General features: G+C 59.4%; 16 protein-coding genes. 4 read left to right on the top strand and 12 right to left on the bottom strand.

The annotated features are described in order from the left end of the window. Positions 1 to 16: 16 nt before the first annotated feature. From KHU29_RS17560 to KHU29_RS17545, 4 genes are read left to right on the top strand one after another with little or no spacing between them, the layout of a single operon-like run. Positions 17 to 1,546, top strand: a complete 1,530-nt coding sequence (locus tag KHU29_RS17560; RefSeq protein ID WP_211454236.1) for a TIGR02677 family protein — start codon at positions 17 to 19, stop codon at positions 1,544 to 1,546. After that, a complete protein-coding gene (locus KHU29_RS17555) occupies positions 1,546 to 2,808 on the top strand; it encodes a TIGR02678 family protein (RefSeq protein WP_211454234.1) in 1,263 nt (420 codons plus the stop codon). The genes KHU29_RS17560 and KHU29_RS17555 overlap by 1 nt, the downstream gene beginning before the upstream one ends. Next, the gene (locus KHU29_RS17550; protein WP_211454232.1) at positions 2,805 to 6,995 is read left to right on the top strand and encodes a TIGR02680 family protein; all 4,191 of its coding nucleotides are present in this window, start codon (positions 2,805 to 2,807) and stop codon (positions 6,993 to 6,995) included. The genes KHU29_RS17555 and KHU29_RS17550 overlap by 4 nt, the downstream gene beginning before the upstream one ends. After that, the gene (locus KHU29_RS17545) at positions 6,985 to 8,214 is read left to right on the top strand and encodes a TIGR02679 family protein (RefSeq protein WP_211454230.1); all 1,230 of its coding nucleotides are present in this window, start codon (positions 6,985 to 6,987) and stop codon (positions 8,212 to 8,214) included. The genes KHU29_RS17550 and KHU29_RS17545 overlap by 11 nt, the downstream gene beginning before the upstream one ends. Before the next feature lie 283 nt (positions 8,215 to 8,497). Here KHU29_RS17545 and KHU29_RS17540 read toward each other — a convergent pair whose 3' ends face one another. From KHU29_RS17540 to trbL, 12 genes are all read right to left on the bottom strand, one after another. Then, a complete protein-coding gene (locus tag KHU29_RS17540) occupies positions 8,498 to 10,219 on the bottom strand; it encodes an ATP-dependent nuclease (protein WP_211454229.1) in 1,722 nt (573 codons plus the stop codon). A gap of 111 nt (positions 10,220 to 10,330) precedes the next feature. Then, positions 10,331 to 12,499 (bottom strand): DNA methyltransferase, encoded by a 2,169-nt coding sequence (locus KHU29_RS17535; RefSeq protein WP_211454228.1) that lies wholly within the window; start codon positions 12,497 to 12,499, stop codon positions 10,331 to 10,333. Continuing rightward, positions 12,496 to 13,314 (bottom strand): hypothetical protein, encoded by an 819-nt coding sequence (locus tag KHU29_RS17530; protein WP_211454227.1) that lies wholly within the window; start codon positions 13,312 to 13,314, stop codon positions 12,496 to 12,498. The genes KHU29_RS17535 and KHU29_RS17530 overlap by 4 nt, the downstream gene beginning before the upstream one ends. Before the next feature lie 22 nt (positions 13,315 to 13,336). Further along, the gene (locus tag KHU29_RS17525; RefSeq protein WP_281416151.1) at positions 13,337 to 13,918 is read right to left on the bottom strand and encodes a recombinase family protein; all 582 of its coding nucleotides are present in this window, start codon (positions 13,916 to 13,918) and stop codon (positions 13,337 to 13,339) included. A 162-nt stretch (positions 13,919 to 14,080) separates the two neighbouring features. Next, positions 14,081 to 14,908, bottom strand: coding sequence for a histidine phosphatase family protein (locus KHU29_RS17520; protein ID WP_211454226.1), 828 nt, complete (start codon positions 14,906 to 14,908; stop codon positions 14,081 to 14,083). 104 nt (positions 14,909 to 15,012) lie between these two features. Beyond that, positions 15,013 to 15,222, bottom strand: a complete 210-nt coding sequence (locus KHU29_RS17515) for a transcriptional regulator (RefSeq protein ID WP_211454225.1) — start codon at positions 15,220 to 15,222, stop codon at positions 15,013 to 15,015. Positions 15,223 to 15,233: 11 nt separating this feature from the next. Beyond that, positions 15,234 to 16,415 (bottom strand): carbon-nitrogen hydrolase family protein, encoded by a 1,182-nt coding sequence (locus tag KHU29_RS17510; protein ID WP_211454223.1) that lies wholly within the window; start codon positions 16,413 to 16,415, stop codon positions 15,234 to 15,236. Then, positions 16,412 to 16,690, bottom strand: a complete 279-nt coding sequence (locus KHU29_RS17505; RefSeq protein ID WP_211454222.1) for a type II toxin-antitoxin system HicB family antitoxin — start codon at positions 16,688 to 16,690, stop codon at positions 16,412 to 16,414. The genes KHU29_RS17510 and KHU29_RS17505 overlap by 4 nt, the downstream gene beginning before the upstream one ends. Positions 16,691 to 16,768: 78 nt before the next feature. Then, positions 16,769 to 17,107, bottom strand: coding sequence for a hypothetical protein (locus tag KHU29_RS17500; RefSeq protein WP_211454220.1), 339 nt, complete (start codon positions 17,105 to 17,107; stop codon positions 16,769 to 16,771). Positions 17,108 to 17,148: 41 nt separating this feature from the next. Then, positions 17,149 to 17,733: a topoisomerase DNA-binding C4 zinc finger domain-containing protein gene (locus KHU29_RS17495; RefSeq protein ID WP_211454218.1), complete on the bottom strand. Its 585-nt coding sequence runs from the start codon at positions 17,731 to 17,733 to the stop codon at positions 17,149 to 17,151. Between the two features lie 468 nt (positions 17,734 to 18,201). Continuing rightward, positions 18,202 to 18,489: a hypothetical protein gene (locus tag KHU29_RS17490; RefSeq protein WP_211454216.1), complete on the bottom strand. Its 288-nt coding sequence runs from the start codon at positions 18,487 to 18,489 to the stop codon at positions 18,202 to 18,204. An 82-nt stretch (positions 18,490 to 18,571) separates the two neighbouring features. Next, positions 18,572 to 20,305 carry a P-type conjugative transfer protein TrbL gene (gene trbL, locus KHU29_RS17485; protein WP_211454214.1) on the bottom strand — a complete coding sequence of 578 codons (1,734 nt, stop codon included), beginning with the start codon at positions 20,303 to 20,305 and terminating at the stop codon, positions 18,572 to 18,574.

Below are 20,305 nucleotides of genomic sequence, written 5' to 3'. Positions count from 1 at the left end.
GCAACCCGGCCACCTCATGAGAATCGTGAACGATTCGGCTGATCTATTCAGGCATGTCAGTGCCGAGAAGTCTGCGCTCTACCGCAACATCATGGACAGCTTCGCCGCCGCGAAACGCCAGTTCCGGCTGCACCTGCGTCCCGACGAGGTACTTGCAGAAGGCCAGTGGGCAAGCCCGCCGCCGCGCATTGAAGAAGTCCAGACAGCACTGGCTCAACTCGCTGAGTGGGGCAACCTTGAATCCCAGCCCGATACGGCCCGCGTCGCCAGCATCAGCGACTTCTACCGGGCGCGTTATCTGTATCGCCTGTCGCGGGGCGGCGAGGCCGTGGAATCGGCACTGGCGGTGTTCGAGCGAACACTGCGCCACCGGGCCGAACTTCAGACCGTAGCGTTGGAAGACATCGCCAACCGTCTACAGACCTTGCTAACCCTTTCCAGTGAATCTCTGCCCGACGCGGCCAAAGTGCACGAGACCTTGCGCGACCTGGTTCGCGTGTTCGAAAGTCTGGCCGACAACGCCCAGGCGTTCATGGCCGGCATCGGGCGCAGCATCGAGTTGCAGCAGGCCGAGGCCAGCGCTGTGGTGGCCTACAAGAAGCGGCTGATCGACTACCTCGAACGCTTCATCGGCGACCTGGTCGCGCGCTCCGGTGCTATTGCACAGCACATTGTCGCCTTGTCGCTGCACATCGAACCCTTGCTGTGGCAGGCAGCACAACGCGAAGCACGCGACGCCGTGCCGGATGACGCTTACGAACAGGCCGATGTTGTAACACGTCGATGGCAGGCGTGGCGCGAGCGCTGGAAAGGGCTGCGCCGCTGGTTCGTTAGCACCGGCTTTGAGCCACCGCAGGCAGAACTGTTGCGATCGAAGGCGCGCTCGGCGATCCCGCAGCTATTAGCGGCCGTTGCGGCACTGAACGAGCGACGCAGCGGACGCAGCGACCGCTCCGCTGATTTCCGTATGCTCGCCGGCTGGTTCGCTGCCTGCGCTGACGACCCACAGGCTCATCGGCTGGCGCGCGCTGCCTTCGCATTGAACCCGGCGCGGCACTTTTCGCTGAACCCTGCGCTGGAACCGGGGGCACGGGATCTGCCTGCCAACACCCCCTGGGCTGAGGCGCCGCCGCTGCGCATCCACCCACGCTTGCGTGAATACGGCATAGCCACGGCACGTGGCGCGCTGCCGCGCGTGCGGGAACGCGATGAAGAACGCCGCTTGCTGGCGGCTCAATTTCGCGAAGAACATGCGCAGATCGAAGCCGCACGTGAGCGTTTGGCGACCGGGAAACTGACGCGGCTGTCTGAGCTCGACCAGCTCGACGGACATGCATTTCAGCTGTTTCTGAGCTTGCTGGGTGAAGCACTGACCGCGCAGGCAACGCCCGATGAGGCGGTCGAATTGCAAAGCGGCGATGGCCTGCTAAGCATTTGCCTCGTACCGCTTGATGCAGGGTCGCTCGCTGAGGTATCTACACCGACCGGTGTCTTCGCCGGCCGAGACCACTTCATCACCATCACTCAGATCGGGGACGCAACCTAATGGCAGACAGCCGCAGTATCGGCCTGCAACAGGCCCAACATCAACACGAGGAACGCAGCCAGGCTTTACGCGCTCTGCTGATGATCCCGTTGATGACACCGGGCCATTCCGAGTTCTCGGCAGTGCGCCGCCATGCCGACGATCTGCGCACCTGGTTTGCCCGAGAGACTGGCTGGGTGCTGCACATCGAACGCGACTGCGCCCGACTTTACAAGCGCCCGGCCAATCTGATTGACGCGAGCCGTGGTCTGCCCGGCTATGACAGGCGACGCTACGTATTACTGTGTCTTGCCTGCGCGGTACTCGAACGTGCCGATCCGCAGATCACACTGCGCGTGTTGGGTGATCGACTGCTGGCGCTTGCCGCCGAGTCAAGCTTGCATTCGCGTGGCTTCAGCTTCACGCTGCAAGCCCAGCATGAGCGCCGCGAACTGGTGGCGGTGTGTCGCAGCCTGCTCGAGCTAGGTGTGCTGCTACGCGTAGCTGGTGACGAAGAAGGCTTCGTACGCAATGGTGGGGACAACAGCGCTACCGACGCACTCTACGACGTACAGCGCCGTGTGCTGGCCGGAATGCTGGCAGCCGTGCGCGGTCCATCAACCTGGAACCCTGAAGAAGCGCCGGTGACGCTTGATGAACGGTTGTCGGCACTCGTCACGGAACACATTCCTGACAACGATGATGGTCGCCGCACCGCCTTACGTCACCAGTTGTCGCGTCGTTTGCTAGACGATCCCGTGGTCTATCTGGACGCACTCGATACGGATCTACGTGCGTACTTCGTCAACCAGCGTGGTCCGATGGCAACACGGTTATGTGAGGCCACCAATCTCATTGCCGAACAGCGCGCCGAAGGTCTCGCCCTGGTCGATGAGGACGGAGCCTTGACCGATGTAAGCATGCCGGCCGAAGGAACCGAGGCGCATGTGACGCTACTCGTAGCCGAGTTCCTCGCCAACCGCCACTGCGCGAACGGCGGCGATGACACATCGCCTCCCTCGGTTACCGTAAGCGATGTCACGCTCTTCGTCGCAAACGCCAAGAAACGCTACAGCACCTACTGGCGCAAATCAGCCAGGGAGCCCGGCGCAGAACAGGAACTCGCCAGCAACGCATTGGAGCGCCTGCAAAAGCTAGAACTCGTAGCGTGCGACGGTGATGCAGTCCAGCCCTTGCCGGCGCTTGCCCGCTTTGCCGTTGGCGAAACAGAGATCAAGCGGCCATCAGGCAAAGCGCAAACCGACTTATACAACGCGATATGAGTACCTCGAAAAAATCCACTTTACCCATACCCGACCGCAACCGCTGGCAACCCCTGAGGCTCGGCCTGGTCGAACTTTTCCACTACGATAGCGAAGAATTCTGGTTTCGCGATGGCCATCTGCTGCTGCGCGGCAACAACGGCACTGGCAAGTCCAAAGTGTTGTCGCTCACGCTACCCTTCCTGTTCGACGCCCAATTAAAGTCGTCGCGCATTGAACCCGATGGGGACCCGGGCAAGAAAATGGCGTGGAACCTGCTGCTCGGCCGCCATGAACGACGCATGGGCTATGCATGGATTGAGTTCGGCAGGATTTCGGAAAGCGGCGCCGTTGAGTACCTGACGCTGGGTTGCGGGCTATTCGCCACCGCAGCACGCCCGCAGGTAGACAGTTGGTTCTTCGTGCTCGAAGACCAGCGCATCGGCGAAGATCTATGGCTCACCAGTCCGCAACGCGTGGTGCTGACACGCGAACGCTTGCGAGACACCCTTGAAGGGCGAGGCCAGGTCTTTGACACGGCCGCCGCTTACCGTCGTGCTGTCGACGAACGCCTGTTCCACCTTGGCCCGGCGCGATACGCCGCGTTGATGGACACACTGATCCAGTTGCGCCAGCCACAGCTCTCGAAGAAGCCGGACGAATCCAATCTATCGAACGCCTTGACTGAAGCGTTGCCGCCGATGTCGGTCGACCTGCTGAGCGACGTGGCCGAAGCGCTGAACCAGTTGGAGGAGTACCGCCTGGAACTTGAAGAATACGAAGCATTGGAGCACGCCGTAGGCCAGTTCAACCAGCGATATCGGGTCTATGCGTCAACCCAGGCCAGGCGCCAGGCAAGAACTCTGCGCAGTGCGCAGACCGGATTCGACACAGCCAGCCGCACACTCAACGAAGGGCGCACGGCGCTGGCATCTGCGCAGACGAGTGAAGCGCTGGCGCAAACCGCGCATGGCGATGCCGAGACCGCGCTGGTGGCCAGCCGCACTCGACTCGAACAATTGCAGGACGATCCGGCGATGGGAGACGCAAAGCGGCTCGAACAGGCCGACCGCGACGCGCAGGCGCGCCATAAAGAAGTCGAACAAGCGGAACGCAAACGCGAGGAGACACAGACTCGGTTCGAGCGCGAGCGCCAGGCGGCCCATGACCGCAGCCAACACACTGTCGCCGTCGTACAGGCATTGACCGAAGCACGTGGAATCGCGAAGGGCTGCGCCGAGCGTGCCCATATTGCAGCAATCTACGAAAGCAATCCTCTTGCCGCGCTCGATGCCGTAAAATTGACGGCTTTGCAGCAGATGGCGGTCGACACGGCCCGCAACGACTTGCGCCATGGCGTCACAACACGGCGGGAACAACTTGTCGTGATGCAGCATCACTGCGATCACGTTGCTCTGACTGAACAAGCCTATACGCGTCAACAGCAAACACGCGATGAACGCCATGATGAAACTGAAGAAGCCGCCGCGCAACGTGAAGAAGCTGATGCTAACGTAGAACTCCAAGGAAGCACCGTATTGACCTCGTGGCAGGCTCATTTCGACGGACTGCAACAACTCCGCATCGACGCCGACCTGCCAGTACTTGACGCGCTGGCAACCTGGGTCATAAACCTGGACGGCAACAACCCGGCCCGCGATACTCTGCAAATGGCACAGCAGGTTGCCAGCGAAGGGCTGGCGCGACGCCATGCAGACCTATCGGACCAACGCCACATGTTCGAGGAAGAGCAGGCTGCACTACACGCCGAACGAATGCGTCTGGAGCAAGGCGTTGACGCAGCGCCGCCAAGCCCGATCTACCGTACCCCGGAGGCTCGCGACAATAGATCTGGCGCACCGCTATGGCAACTTGTCGAATTTCGTGAAAGCGTTGATAACAGCCAGCGCGCCGGCCTCGAAGCGGCGCTGCAGGCCGCTGGCCTGCTTGATGCTTGGATCACACCCGATGGGGAATTGCACACCTTCGATAAAAATGGCGACCCGCTGCACGATACACGCTGGGTTAAGCGTCCGCATCAACCCCATTCACTCGCTGGATGGTTGGTTCCCAGCGAGCCGACGCATCATGGTGTCGCGCCCGTGCCCGCAGCAACTCTTCAGCGCTTACTCGAAGGCGTGGCTTGCACCGCTACGGATGACGGCGTGGCCGAAGCCTGGGTAGCGGTGGATGGCCGCTTTCGCCTCGGTGCATTGGGCGGTTCCTGGCACAAGCCTTTGGCTGATTACATTGGGTTCGCAGTGCGTTCAGCGGCTCGCACACGCCGTCTTGAAGTGATCGCGCTACGCCTTAACAGCATCGCGAATGAACTCGCCATGGTGCAGCAGCGTTTTGAACAACAGGCATATGATCAACGTCAGGCCGCAGCCGAATGGCAGACCGCACCCAATGACGATGCGCTGCGTTCCGCACATGTGGAAGCCGCCGCCCGTGCCCGTGAGTTTCAGACCGCGCGTACCCGGCTTGAACAGGCAGACCAGCAACTACTGATCTGCAAGCAGCAATGGCAAGCCGCTCGCTTGGCGCTGGCAAACGATGCGGCAGACCTGCGCCTGCCCGACACGCGCCCTGCTCTGCAAGCAATAGAACAGGCTCTGCAACAGTTCGTCGAATCGACGCTTGCACTGTTTCAGAGTGTTCGTGAGTTGCGCGACGCATTTTCCGAACTCGCACGCCAACAGCAGCGCGAGCAGGAAGCACAGCACGACGCTGAACAGTCTCAGCAAGAGTGGGCCGAACGCCGCGCTCTGGCGGAAGAAGCGCGTATTCGCCTGGATACACTGCGCGAATCGGTAGGTGCCCAGGTCGAAGAACTACAGCAGCGATTGAAAGATGCGCGTACCTGCGTGAGCCATGGAGAAGATGCACTCAAAATTTGCGCCAATGCCTTGCGCCTGACCGGAGAAGAACGGGCCCGTGCCGAGCAGAAGACACAGGATGCCGAAACCACGTTGAAGGAAAGAACCGAGGCGCGGCAGAGCGCCGTCAGCCTCCTTCAGGGCTTCGCCGCTACCGGGCTCCTCACGTCTGCAATGCCTGAGACAGATATCCCGGACCTGCGCACGCCCTGGACCATCGAACCTGCACTGACCCTCGCGCGCCGCGCCGACCAGATACTTGCCAACGTGAAGGATGACGACGAAACCTGGACCCGCATGCAAAACCAGATCTCGCAGGATTATAACGAGCTCGGCCGCGCACTTGCCGCGCTCAACCACCAGGCGCAGGCCGAGACCAACGACTATGGCCTCGTTGTCACCATCGTCTACCAGAACCGCCCCGAACGACCAGATCAGCTCAGTGCGAGGCTGGCTGGAGAGATCGCGCAGCGTCGGGAGTTGCTGACGGCTGGTGAGCGCAAGGTGCTCGAAAACCACCTTCAAGCCGAAATCGCTTCGGCAGTGCAGAAGTTGCTACAAGACGCCGAACGGCAAGTCACCGCAATCAATGTCGAGCTGGACAAACGCCCGACCTCGACGGGTGTGCGCTTTCGGCTGCAATGGCAGCCATTGCCCGAAGGCGTCGAGGGCGCACCGATCGGCTTGGAGGCCGCACGCAAACGGCTGCTTAACACCAGCACCGATCTGTGGTCGGCTGAGGACCGGCGCGTCGTTGGTGAGATGCTGCACCAGCGCATCGGTATCGAGCGCAACCGAGCTGATGTAGCTGGCGGCGGCAGCCTGCTCGATCAGCTCGCTCGGGCGCTGGATTATCGGCGCTGGCACCGCTTTCGCGTACAGCGCTGGCAGGATGGGCAATGGCGCCCGCTGTCGGGTCCCGCATCGAGCGGCGAGCGTGCTTTAGGCTTGACGGTGCCGCTCTTTGCCGCCGTGTCAAGCTACTATACCCAAAGCGGCTATGCCCACGCACCTCGCCTGGTGCTGCTCGACGAAGCCTTCGCTGGCATCGACGATGCTGCGCGGGCACATTGCATGGGTTTGATTGACGAGTTCGATCTTGACTTTGTCATCACCAGCGAGCGCGAATGGGCTTGTTATGCCGAACTACCCGGCGTGGCGATCTGCCAGCTTCAGCGGCGTGAGGGCATCGATGCCGTGCATGTTTCGCGCTGGACCTGGGACGGCCGTGCGCGACGTCAAGATAACGATCCGGACCGACGCTTCCAACCGCTGGGCAACGTTGAGCAACAACCCGATGGCTTGGCCACATTGAGCAATGACCACTGACAATCGCCTACAACGCTTGCTCGGCGGTGAGCCGCTTGCCGCTCTGCGGCGACGGTTGCGCCAGCGCTATGAGCGCGCAGCCACAGAAGCGCCATTGCAAGTTTTTCGCATCGAGCGATTGACGGCCGTCGAGCACGCCGCGTTAGCTGCGCTGCAAGGCAAGTCTTCGCGCTTCGCCGCTTCGATGCAGATCGACATAGCCGCGATTGATGCCGTTTTGCGGCAAGCCGGCGTGGCCGATTCCTTGCGCGCCGCACTCGAACAGCTTGATGGCTGCATCGTCTACCGCGCCGTAGAGCGCGAGGCCTTACAGACCCAATGGCAGCAACTGCGAGACACATGCGTGCACCCGGCTCTCGCCTCTCTGCTTCAGATGCCAAGCAACCTCGGTTTGTTGAAACGCCTTGCCGGGCGTAACCATGCAACAGCGGCACATTTTCTAGAAGGTGCCCAAGCCGTTCTCAACCGATTGCCTGCCCGTGGACTTACACGCGCGCAACTCGCAGCCCAAGAGCTTGGTGACGCACACGCACTCGACAATGGCTGCGCAGTTGCGACGTTGGTACTGGCCGTGTTGAGGTCTACCCTGAATCGAGAACCTTCACCCGATCCGGAAGATGCCGAGTTCGAGGAAGCAAGCGATCGCGAACTCTGGGCCAGTGCAGGTGTGTTGGTGAACGAACTGGCGCGACCGGCCTTGGTGCTCAACCTGCCAGGTGTCGCAACGCTTGGCGAACCCGCCTACCTATCCCTGCGCAACCTGCTGCGCTCACCGCCCGAGTTTGCCGTGCAGGGTCAAACGGTCTTCGTGTGTGAGAACCCCAACCTGATCGCCATCGCAGCCGATCATCTGGGCGAAAACTGCGCGCCGATGGTCTGCACCGACGGCATGCCGGCCGCAGCGCAGCGCACCCTGTTAACCCAACTCGCGCAAGCAGGCGCCACGTTGCGCTACCACGGCGATTTTGACTGGCCCGGCATACGTATTGGTAATCACGTGATGCGCGAACATGGTACTCAACCGTGGCGTTTCGGCGCTGCCGACTACCTGGCTGCACTTGGCATCGCACCACGGCCAGGTCGCCCGCTGCAAGGCGCTGAGGACGAGCCGTCGTGGGATGCAATGCTTGCCTTAGCGATGCGCACAGAGCAACAGGCAATTGACGAGGAACTGGTGGCTGAGTTGCTGATTCAGGATCTCACGCAGCAGAGCGAGTAATCATGCCCTCCGCAAAACCGGTGGGTAATTACTCAAAGTCCGCTACTCCCACTCAATTATCAATTACCGAAAAAAAACCAATAACGGCGGGGCTTTCGCACTTACCGCCCCATGTGATGCCATGAAAAATACCATGTTCAGTCATTAGCCCGTTTGGGGTAATTCGCGATCGGTTGATGGTCACAATAGGTCGACGGCAAAACGCGGAATTATATTACAAATCAGCATGTTACGTATAATTTGCCGTGATTTCATCCCTGGTTCTAACCCCTCATCCGCCGCATCAAGCGATTGCTAATGCCTTACAGAACTCGGCTCGGAGGGCTTGTAACTTGTCGGCCGCAATTTGCCCGCCAATGATTGCCTTGAGAATTTCGATGGGTTTCCTTTCCTTCGCAGGCACCGGCAAACCTAAGAACGTCTCCAAGCAATCCGTGAACTTCACAGGCGCGGCGAGCGTATGACCGTTCGCGCATGCCTCTACCAGATCGTTCACAGCACCCTGGTGTTCCTTGCCGTTGTCATCGTCCAGCATGACGCCGTGCGGGATACCATAAGCTTCCATTAGTGCCATATAGCGATGGAAGTTGTACTTACCGAGAACATCAACCAGACAGATGTGCTGCGCACTTAGGTCGTGCCAGTCGTTGGCCAGCAGGTAATTGAACAGCCCGCGCTCCGTAGCCCCCTCGACCAAGAGCACCTTATCGGCAAAGAACAGTGATGCACGTTCACCATCAAGCCAGAGCTGGAAGCGGAACTGCTCTTCTTGAGTCGCGATATCGCCCTGCGGCGGGTTAGCGATCATCTTCCTGGCGTTCTTTTTCCGGTCATCCTGTATGCCCACATCGGCGACAAAGGCTTGCAACGCCGCCAACAGATCGCCGCCTTGGTCGAAAACTTCCTTGATCTTGACTCCCTTGGGCTGGAAGGTCAGCGTTGCACCGTTAGAGCGCTGGACACGGACAATTTGCCCAATCTGTTCGGCGGCCTTCCCAGCAAATGTTGGCGAATGGGTGGTTATGATGACCTGCTGCCCCTCTTCTGCCCCGAGTCGGCGCAGATGGTATGCCATACTTTCCTGCTGACTCGGATGCAAGAACGCTTCGGGTTCCTCAAACAGCACAAGGTTAAACGACGGGTTGAATTCCTTTTTGTCGGCCTTCTTTTCATCCTTGAAGGTCGGCGCCAAACGGATCAGCTCATAGATCACCGAGCGCTGGAAGCCGTGCCCGTAGCGCTCAAGATCAAAGCTAATATCTCCCAGCGACGAATCGACAAAAGCAAATTTGACCAGGGACTTCGAAATATCCTCGGGCGCGACCGAGTTCACCGAGAGGTCGATCTTGATACTCCAGCTTGAAATTGCCGTATTGAGCGGCTTGGAAATCTCGCTCAGGAATCCATCATCTTTGCGGGCCTCGACGTTCAGTTTCTCAAACGCCGTAGTGATTTCCTTATAGGCATCGCTCTTGGACACCACCTTTTTCAACAGAAAGTTGAGCATATTGCGAAGCGGTGAAGGGCCGCTCATCTTCGTCTGCTCGGCTGGCGTGGTCAGTGCTGGCACGTAAAGCACCTGCCCGACCTTGGCAGTCCCTACATTCTTCGCACCATAGAACAGAGCGTCGTTGAGCTGTCCTTTTACGAAACCAAAGATATTGCTTTGATCTTTCTGAATTCGAGCCTTGTCATCGGACTTGAAGTAGCGACGAACCATAAGACTCTGGTCGGTCACACCCTCCTTGTATTCATCGGCCAGGCCAGCCCACTCGTCACCGTCAAGGTGGAATTTGAGTTGCACCCATGATTCATTGTCAGTCGCCCCAGCCTTGGGAAAATCCTCAGTTGACCATTTGGCGTCGTCGTAGAAGGCGCGCAGCGCGTTGAGGATTGTGCTTTTGCCCGCGTTGTTTGCACCGACCAACAGCATGTAGTCGTGCGCTTCCACGTCCGCATCAAGTACCGAACGGAAATTGTGAATCTGGATTGCACGTAGCTTCATGATTAGCCCATGTGGTCGGAGAAATTCAGCGCGTAACCGCTACCCATACCGAGCAGCTTTTCCGGTTTCCAGCGTTCGCGTCTGCAGAAGATGTCTAGCATCAACCGGTCCTCACACAGTCACCAGTTCGGCGTCCGTGATCACCGACTCGTCGTCAGCTTCGCCAGCTTTTGGCCCAACGGCTAGGCGGATGGCGTCGAGATCCATCTTAATGCCGTCGAAGCTCAGGTCATCGGCCGCACGAGCGATCAAAGTCAGCGCCGCGCCAATCACGAAGCGATCACCGGCCGAGATGCACATGCCAGCGGATTGCAGCCGGGCCGACATTGCATCGACGGCCGTGCGAACATCCCGAACGACAGGCGGCTTGTGGAGTGCAAAAGCCCTTTTGCGACAGACGAGGATCGCATCGAGGCTGATTGGGTCTTTCGCGGCCGTCTTGGGACTCGCTGCGCGCAGCTCGGCATGTACAGGGTGTACAGCCACCACAGCCAGCCCCGACTTGTTAATCGCCTCGTAGATCGCAGCCCAACCCTCGGCCCGCGAGTGATGGAAGCTGAACGCCAGTACACCATCGTCCTTGAGCACCCTACACGCCTCGGTGAACACGGCGGCAAGCTGTCGCGCGAACACGCGGGGGTCTTTGTGCTGTACTTCGCCTTGGTCTGACGAGTCCTCGCGGGCCATCCATTGGTAGCGGTCGCGCAGCACTGGCGACAGCCAAGCGAAGAAAAAATCACTCAGCTCGGAATAATGAACGAAGTCGAAGTACGGCGGGTCGGTCACAACCGCATCCACCGACCCTGCAGGCACTGGCAGTTTGGAGCTATCGCCGTTCAGGATCAGCAGACCATGATCGGCCGCGTTCAGTTCAGCCCATGTCTCGACGCGGCGCGCCTTGATTGGGTTGCTGGCTATTGTCTTGCGAGAGCCTACACGGTCACCCATTAAGTCGTACACGAATTCAATCTCAAAGGGTTCATCAAGATAGCGCTTGGCGCGCAACAGCCGCGACTCAAATAAGGTACAGAAAGTGCCGCTGCTCTTGTCGGTGCCCCACACTGAGTTTTCAAGCGGCGTGCGCTCGGGCTTCAGGATGTGATTCGAGAACATATGCCGGACAGCTCCAGTGCCCTCACCCTTGAAACTGCAAAACAGGTTGTTGAACTCCAAGGTGCTGGAGAATAGGCAAAGCATTTGCTCTTGCACCATAAGGTCGTCGATGCGGAGGATTTCCCGCAGCAGTAGGCCGAGACACAGCAATTGACGTGCATTGAAGAAGTCACGCCACCGCGTGTAGCCGTAACCACGCGCTTGGTCAGTGTTGTGACCAGATCGAACGCCAGTTTCTGGCAAGGGTAATGTCTCGCTGGCAAGTCGTTCCTGTGCTGCCTCGTTGAGCGCCAAGTCCTCGTCACGCACAGGTAGATAGACCTTCGAGCCGTCTGCGCGCAGCGCCATCATTGCGTACATACGATGCGGCGGCGCGCCGTCTTTGGGCAGCAGCTCCTTGATACGGTAGCGCTGGCCTCCCTTAGTCGTGACGTACTGTCCAGCGGCTGGACCTTCCTGCGGGTTGAACTGATGGCCGCAGTGCTGGCACTGGAGTTCGGTTGCGTCGTAGCGATCCTCCAGCACGCCCCAGCAGCCAGGGCACACAATCTGCGCTCGCGGCTTCTTCTTCGGGTAAGCGTCCTGGGAAAAAACGTAGCGCGACAGGAGTGGGATCACCTCGCCTTCTGAAGTCGTTACTGTCTTGACCCAAAAATAGTACAACACGGGAATCAACTCTCCAGTCTGCGGATCGCGGGTCTGGTAGTAGCGGCGAATCTCCGGGGCCACGTCGCGCTCCAGCCGCTCGAAAGCGGCCCGAAGTTGAGCCTCCGACGCCGGTGTGAACGCCTGACGGACAAGGAAGGTGCTGACAGGGTTGATATCGCAGCCGATGGCCTTTGCCCCGAGCTTCACAGCCTCGCCGAGCGTGGTGCCGCTGCCCATAAAGGGATCGAGCACCACTTTCCCGGCCAGGTCGTGCGTCTTATAAAACTGCGCCCAGGTGTCCGTGCCAGGCTGACTCAACGCCCCGAGCGTGATGCCCCGAAACACCGACCCGAGCCGGGTCGCCCACCACTTGTGGATGTGGTAAATCGGCCGGTTGATCTCCTTTCGCCAGCTTTCCTGCTCGGCGATCTGACTAATCTCGACCAGTGGGAAGTCGCACTCCAGTGCAGTCGCGACGGACGCATGAGAAAGCCCGATCTTATCGGTGATGGTGTTCATTCTTCGTCCGGCTGGTTGTTCTCATCGGGCAGAACAGGAGTGCCGGTCATTGCGACAGGCTTGCTGGTCTGGCCCTTGAGACGGTACGCCACGAATCGGTGCTGAGTACCTGCGCTGGGATTTGGCACGCGCTCTGCACGCAGTTCGTTCGTGCGTAGGTCGAAGTTGTAGCCAACCACCAGTGTCTCGGCCTCGACACGAGTGAGGTTGCCCACCACCTGGTAGCGTTCATCCGTGTCGAAGTTTTCCGGCAGAATCAGGGTCATCAGGCCCGTGGTGCCTTCAGTCAACGCAAATGGTGTGGGCGCGACATACATCTTCCGGTCACGGATCATGATGTCCCCGTAGGTTCCAAAGCCCTTCACGCTCTTGTTCTTGTGGACATAGTTATGGTCGGCGTTGAGGAAATCGCCGTGACACACCACGAGGTCAACGACAGGATACTGCTTTCGACCGCTGCTCTGGTCGGCATAGACAGAGAGGTCAGCCGGGTATCGGCCAAACACGTAGAAGATTTGGCGGCCGTTGTGGTAGCCGGTCGGCACCTGACTGTTCGAATCATAATCCTTCTCGCGGCCAGGCCATGCAAGCCCTTTGATTTCGTAGCCCTCGGTGTACTCGACCAGGCAGAAGTCGGGGTAGGTATTGCGACCAGACCCCTCGAAGTGGAGCGCGAGCTTTTGCAGACGCTGCTGAAACCAGTTTTGGAAGTGAAATTCTTTGTCCTTGGCGGATACGGATTCGATCAGCTCCCCGGCTTGTACGGCTAACACGCATTGCTCGAACACGTCGAAGCAGGTGGTCTTATTGGTCATCTTTTTGTTATCCCTTCAAGGTTCAAATTGCCATGCTCGGCTGTACTACGCCACAGTGCTTATAGATCGTGGTGCGCGATACTCCATAGTCACGCGCCAGCTCAGCGACACTGGTATTCGGATCACGCAAAAGCGTCTTGATGTGCCTAATCTGCTTCGCATCCAGCTTAGGCTTCCTGCCGCCCACACGGCCACGGGCACGAGCGGCGGCAAGGCCAGCTTGGGTGCGCTCTCGAATCAGATTGCGCTCGAACTCTGCCAACGCCGCGAATAGGTGAAACATTAGCTTACCCGAGGCGTTCGTCGTCTCGATCTTCTCGGTCAATGACTCGAAGCCAATGCCCTTCTCGACCAATTCGGTCACTATGCGCACGAGGTCGGGCAGGCTACGCCCCAGGCGATCCAACCGCCAGACGACAAGGGTGTCACCCTCCCGCAGGTCGGCCAAGCACTCTTCGAGCTGAGGACGGGCAACCGTGGACTTACCGCTCGCGGTGTCTTGGTAGACACGCTGACACCCAGCGCGCTCCAAGGCATCCGCCTGAAGCGCAGTCGTTTGATCGTCAGTTGACACTCGGGCATAGCCAAAACGCAACTTTCCCATACGTTTTCGCTCCATAGAAAACTGAACGGGTATTTTAACACTCAAGGTAGCCTCCAGCCAATGAAAAGGGCAGCTCTCAGAGCTGCCCAAGAAATGACCGTTTTGTGAACAGCCGGGAAACCACGGTTCAACGTAGAGCCGCCAAACCTAGATCAATAGTGGTTACCGGTGGCACGCAGGCACCGCGTTTTCATCTTCGGTGCCCCAGGCACTCAACCAGGTGCGCACTTCCTGGCCGGTGAGGTGTCGGCCGGTTTCCTGATATGCAGCCCAAGATGTCAAGGCTTCCTGCGCTCCTGCAGCGTCGCTTTCGGCCAGTGCATCTTCCTGAAATGCGCCGATATCCAGTCGTACATTTGAAATTCGGAGAGCAAGACTGCTGCTTGCCCGAACGCTCCAGTGCCCGCGTTCGATCTGTGTCAGGGTAAAAGCGGCGCAGTTTGGCATAGGAAAGCCGAGCTGAAAGTGTCGGAAAGAACGCATGCCTGCAGCGTCGTCCGCCGTATAGCCCAGTAACCGCCATAGCAACAGCCCGAACCAAATGCCATGACCGAAAATAACGGACGCATCAGGTAAATCATCCATGCCGGCCATGAACGCAATAACGCGAGCATCAAATTCTGCAAATGTGTCAGCATTCGCACCGATGCGTCGATGGATATTAGGATCGTCCCAATATGCCTTCACGAAGGGTTTGCGCTGCGCCCCGTCCAGTCCATCAATCAGTGCAGGATCAATTACGGAAAACTCGTTTAGATGAGGACACACTTTCGGGCATACGTCAAACCGTTCGCAATATGGCTGCGCCGTTTGGTGCGTTCGGATGAAACTCGACACCAGTACAGTCGCCGGCGTCACGTCAAGCGCGGTCGCAAGCTCACGCGCCTGCAGGCGGCCCAGGTCGGACAGCGGGATAGCGTCGTGTGGCATAGTGACGCCACCCGCGTTCGCCACGCTTTCAGCATGACGGATAAAGGTCAGTTTCTTCATCCGCCAAGCGTAGCATAGGATGCGTGTACACGCTGCCGATTAAGGCTCAGGGCCTTTTTCCGAAGATTTTCCCCGTCCAATCATCTGTGTTTTGCCATAGATGATTACAGGCCGATAATTTCCGAATGCAGCATGTCGGTTTTGGGATCGACCAACCCCAGCTTTAAGCCTTGCCGACTACCGTGTCGTGCCGTCAGATAAAGCTGCATTGCTTTGCGCAGAATCTCGCCTTTGCTGGATTGGGTTTCGGTCGCTGCCCGGTCAATTTCGCGGTTCAGGTCATCGGACAGGATTAATTTCAGACTTACGCTCATAACGATGCACCTCAAATGTTTGTAGCACTGACCACAGGCAAATCAAACAGACGGCCCCACAGGTCAAGTGCCTGCCCTTGAATCGTCGGAATGCTGGTATCTCGCGCCCACCAGTCATTTGCCGCGCCGACAATCAAATCAGGGCCGTGCGTCATACTGACCAGGAACGGAAACACTAGCAGCTGCTCATAGCAGATCGAGTAAGCTACCTTGCGGCCGGCGACCTGGCCGACACCACTGCCCAGCGGATCGGCCGCGATAGATTCCGCAGCCCACGGCCGCCACATGCCAATCGGCACCGGCACGCGCTGGACCAGCGGACCGCTGGCATCGCCCAGAGCAACCAGTGCATTTTGCAGCTGCCGACCAGGTACGGCCACTTCGGCACCCACCAGGATCGCGCTGCCCTTCGCTTTCAGCCTGGCCGACACATCGGCCAGCATCATTGCGGCGAATTCGTTGCCCTGGCGGACACGCGGCAAGACCGTTTCAGGCAAGACTACCACCCGCCCAGGTTCGACCTGGCCGGCGATCATCAGAATCTGCATGACGCGCTTTCCGTCGCCCAACAAATCGGGCTTGGCGTCCGTCTGCAGACGCGCAAAGTGTGTGTTTTGCGCCGACCAGGTAGCCACCCAGGGCGCAGGCTTGAGCCACTGTGCCGCGCAGACATTCGCCACCACAGCGACACCGGCGACCGTTGCCACCACAGGCCAGCTACTCAACACCACGGCCACCAGACCGATAACCAGGAGCGCCAGGCCAACGAAGCCCAGCTCAGGGAAAACGACGCCGGCGGTCGTCAGAGGATGAGTCCAGCCGATAAAGCCAAGGGGAGGCAATGCCGTCAGCGCCAGGGCAACCGGCATGGTCCACGCCTGTCGGCGTGGGTTTTGACTCCAAAGGAGAAACCAGGGCAAGGCATTGATCGAGCCGGCGGCCAGCCAAAGCGCCCAGCTAAACCAGACCGGGGCCGATTCAGCGAAAAAAATGCCGGCACCGAAAGGCAGGCCCCGGCTGCCGGCCAGGTAATAGGCCAGCACGGTAACGCCTGCCCATCGCCTCGATGTAGACCAATGCCAAAGGAGCGGCATAACGGCCGCCAGGCCGATCAGCCAGGTAAAGCCTTCATGTCCCCAGGCGAAGCCGCATAGAGCCCCGCCGGCAACCAACAGCGGCCGCCTGGCGCTCATTGCGCACGCCCCCGCTGCTGTCCCCGCCGGCTGGTAAGGAAGGCTACGTCGAGATTAAGGAAGAGCCACCAGCCGCCCTGGTAGGCATCGTCATCTTGAAGGTCTTCAAGATAGGAGGTTTTTGGGGCGTTGCCGCGATAGTGCGCTGCAATCGTTTCTTCCAGCCGGTCGGGCAGCTCGCTCACAGAATCGGCCATCGCAGATAGCTCGAAATCCGGCAGCGTCGCGCCGATTACGCCTTGGGCATCGGTTCGGACATAGGCAAGGTAGAACATCGTTATTGCCCTCCGCGCTGGTGAAGTTGGCCCAAATTCCCGCCTTTGGTGTATCTTTGCAATGTCATGGTTGCTCTCTCAATGGGTTTTCGTGACAGGCAGTGCGGACGCCGCAAACGTCCTCGCTGCCACCTTCGCTAAGGTCGCGCTGTCGATTTCCCGGAACGACAATACCGCCAGCGGATCGCCCAGGACATCCAGCAGATTGTCGAAATCCCAAAGGTCAATCGGCGATACCACCATATCGGCCGTATCCTCATCGCACCAGGCTAAAAACAGCCTGCCGTCAGCCTCCAGGACATACCGTACTGTCCCCGCGCCGCGTTCCGACAGCGAGTCATCGAATACGTGATGGACTGACGTGGCTTCCGTCATAGCTGCCAGCGCCAGGGTAAGCTCGTTGCTTCGATCATTCATATCCCGTTCTCCATTGCTGTTGAAATTTGTAGTCGGCAGCTTCATGCGTCGGCCCCTTCCTCGCTCGGCATGAGCGGACGGCCGCCGTCGTCCTTGAACGTCGCTTCACACTTTGGCGTCGCATTCCAGTTGGTGCAGTACCAGAACGTGCCCTTTCGTCCTTCCTTGCGCCTGAGCGTCCCTGTGCCGCATTGCGGGCAAGGTTCCGCCGTCCGGTCGCTGGCTTCCATATACGCCGTGACCTTGGCCTTGGTGGAGGTCGTGAACAGCGCCGGCAGCCGATCCAGGAACATCGCGTTGCGTTCCGTCATCAGCTCGGTCGCCTTTTGCTTGTCGGCCGGCGTCGGTAGCGTGAAGGCCAGCCATTCCCGCAACCCGTCCAGCATGGCAACGACGATCTGCTGCTCGGCGCGGTCCTTCTCGACCTGGCGCGCAAGCCGATTGATCGTCGCAGCTATTCGCGCCTCCACATCCGCCAGGTAATCCCGTTCCTCTTCCTGCCGCAGATAGGCGTCGATTGCGCAGCGAATGAGATTCCCGACCGCGAGCTTTCCGCCGGCCCTCGCTTCGAGCTGTTGTCGCTGCTCATCATCCAGGCGCACGGAATATGTCCGTTTTGCTGCCATAGGCACCTCCGATACTCGTATTGCAAATGCGCCATGCAATCGCAATACATTTTTGATAAACGCAGTACGCGGCAAGGCCGCATGCTGCAACGTAAAACTACAAAAACAGCAGCGCAGCGCAACACCCCCTTTATGTTCCACTAAGAAAAATCATGAGGGGTTGTGCAGTACGATTTTCCCGCTACGCCAAATATCTGATTCCACGCTGTGCTTACGCGAGAATCCACTACAGTCCGCACTATCGCCGCAACAAGATGACAACAAAGCGCAACAGGAAATGAACAAAACGGATGCAACCTGGATGCACTTTGGACCGAAATCGGAACAAGAACGGAACAAAGCGCAACAGGTCGAAACAGAAAATGAACAAAATGGATGCACATTGGACGCATAGCGGATTCATATTGCCAACACACGGAATTCCGATGCGTGTACACGTATCGGATGCGCGACATACCGATGTGCGCCTCAAAAAATCGGCGCTGTCTTCCGCTCCCCAAGCCGGCGGATCGTATCGAGAATTCGCTTGTTACCTCTGCGTCGCGCTGGCGTCGGGATTGGCTGACCCGCTGCTCGATGCGCGGCTTTGATTTCGTCCCATCTGGCGGACAGTGCCTTCAATGCCTCGTCGTAGCCACCACCTTCCGCCTTGGCGGTTGGCTGCTCGGTCAGCCAGGCCGCCCAGACGGTGCTGCCACGGCGAAAGGTGGGGATGACTTCAACGGCGAACCCGTCAATTTTTGGTGCTTTGCTCATTTTTTCTGACTCCTGTTCGTGAATTGTGATGACTGAGTAATCGTTATTTTTTCAATTCCGATGACTCAGCAATCGGAATTGCCTACTCGTCGCCGTGGTGCGTCTGGATCGAACCGCCTGCAGCGCCGCCGGTTTTCTCCATCTCGGTCAGTACCTGTTTTGCCGCATCGGTGGCTTTGCTCGATGCCGCCGGCGCAGCGGGTCCAGAGTTCGCGCTTTCAGGGCCTTTAGCTGCATCCGCTGCTGGTGTGACTGTCGAAGCTGTCGTAGCGGGCGCAGGACTTGCATTTACGCCTTCGGTCCCCTTGGTAGCGTCGGCTACTGGTGCGGGTGGTGATGCTGCAGCGCTCGTGGTCGTCGGCACCGGCGCGGTCGGCGCGGCGGCCGATTTGTCCGATTCAGACGCAGCGGGTGCGGCGACCGGCGTAGCCCCGCTGGTTGCGTCACTGTTTGGCGCTGGTGGCGTGTCGCGGGTTGGTGTCGGCGGTGTGTCGTCGCTGGCCTGTGGTTGGGCGCTATCGGTCGCCGGCGGAACCTGGCTTGTTGGCCCTGCAGGCGACGCCGGCGCTGGCGGTTGACCACCCGGCACGGATGCCGCCGGACTTCCGGCCGCCTTCGCTTCTCGGATGCTTGCCGTCTTGGCGTCCATCCGGTTCGCCAGCTTGCCGCCGGAGGATTCCGCACCCAACCCCTTGATCCCGTCCATCGCGGCCTCGCCGACCGCGCTGCCAATCGCGCCGGCAGCGCCGGCCGTGGTCGCCATCATGCCGGTCGCACCCTTTTCTCGCGCCTGGGCGATAGCGGATTGGCCTGCTTTGATCGCGCCGGCGACACCATTGGCCGCGCCGGTCCCGAGGGCGTATGCGCCACCCGCCACCGCTCCGATTGCGCCGCCGGCGACCAGGCCCGCGCCAACGCCGTCGCCGGCCGACAAGGAAGCGGTCCCGCCCAACAGGTCCGACGCCAAAGTGGGAACCTTCAAAGTCAGCATCAACAACAGCACCGAGCCGGCCAGCACGGTCCAAATTGGCGAGAGGTTGGTCAACGATAGGTTGCCGATCTCGGTGCCGAAGGCAGCCGCGAGCGTGGTGCCGACCGCGATGATGAAATAGATCGCCATGAAGCGAACGCCGTACACAATCGGCGTCGTGATGACCTTCATCGCCATGTCTCGCGTGAATTTGAGCGTGCCGAAGGCCAACACAATCGGGTACACGGCCAGATAGAACCAAAGCTGTACCCACGCCACGGCGAATTGCGCAGCCAGCAGCGAATAGCAAACGATGATGACGATCAGTGCCATGCCGATCAGGATGGCGGCGAACGGATTGCTCATCGCCGCGATGCCGGCCGGGACCGGCACGCCGGCGACCGTGGCATTGTCGGAAAACTTCGTCATCATCAGGTTCACCATGTCTACGCCTTGCCAGAACACGTCGCTAGGGCTGATGGCCGTGGTGCCGGCTCCGGTCTTGCCGATCTGGATGAAGCTGTTGACGAAGGCGAGCGGCACGCTGGGATTGTTGATGAGCCAAATCACCAGGCTGGCCCACATCAGGCGCATGATGACGGCGGTGCCGATTTCAACGGCGTCGGCATTCTTGAGCGTGCGGCTTGCCGCCAGCCAGCAGATGTCGAGCGTGAACAGCGTATAGGTCAGCTTGAGCGCAATCGAGGTGATGTTTTGCCCGAACTGCGTGGCCGCCGTCTGGTACTGCGTCATGATCGAACCCAGGTCGTATTCGCCGGTCGCAAACGCCGGCGATGCCACCAGGACCAGGCTGGCGAGCATCAGGAGCCATTTGGATTTCTTCAT

Source organism: Collimonas antrihumi (assembly GCF_018304965.1).
Classification (GTDB): Bacteria; Pseudomonadota; Gammaproteobacteria; order Burkholderiales; family Burkholderiaceae_D; genus Collimonas; species Collimonas antrihumi.
Note: the sequence above shows the minus strand (reverse complement) of the source record. Positions and strands in the feature narration are given on the sequence as shown.